Below are 263 nucleotides of genomic sequence, written 5' to 3'. Positions count from 1 at the left end.
GTATCGTTGTTGTCCAATAAATTTTACACCTAAAATAACAAAGACAAAGGCAATACCAATCGTTCCCGCAATCCCTAACATATTAGTTGCTATGCTAGACGTTAGGTTCATAATCGGTTGCTTAATAGCAGTTATAATATCCATACTAAATAGTGTTTTTACCATAACTGCATTAAACTCTCCGAGTCCTTTTACCATTGACCAGACAAAAGTCTTTATTGTCGCAGAAGCATTTGTGATGGCTTCATTAAAACCCGTTACAG

At 35.7% G+C, this 263-nt stretch carries 1 protein-coding gene; it reads right to left on the bottom strand.

Going from position 1 to position 263, the window contains the following annotated elements; translation table 11 throughout:
- The coding region (locus AB1287_RS22400) for a hypothetical protein (protein WP_436799862.1) at positions 1-263 on the bottom strand (263 nt) is incomplete at both ends.

Source organism: Scandinavium sp. UTDF21-P1B (genome assembly GCF_040750395.1).
Lineage (GTDB): Bacteria > Pseudomonadota > Gammaproteobacteria > Enterobacterales > Enterobacteriaceae > Scandinavium.
This window is presented reverse-complemented; position numbering and strand designations above follow the sequence as displayed.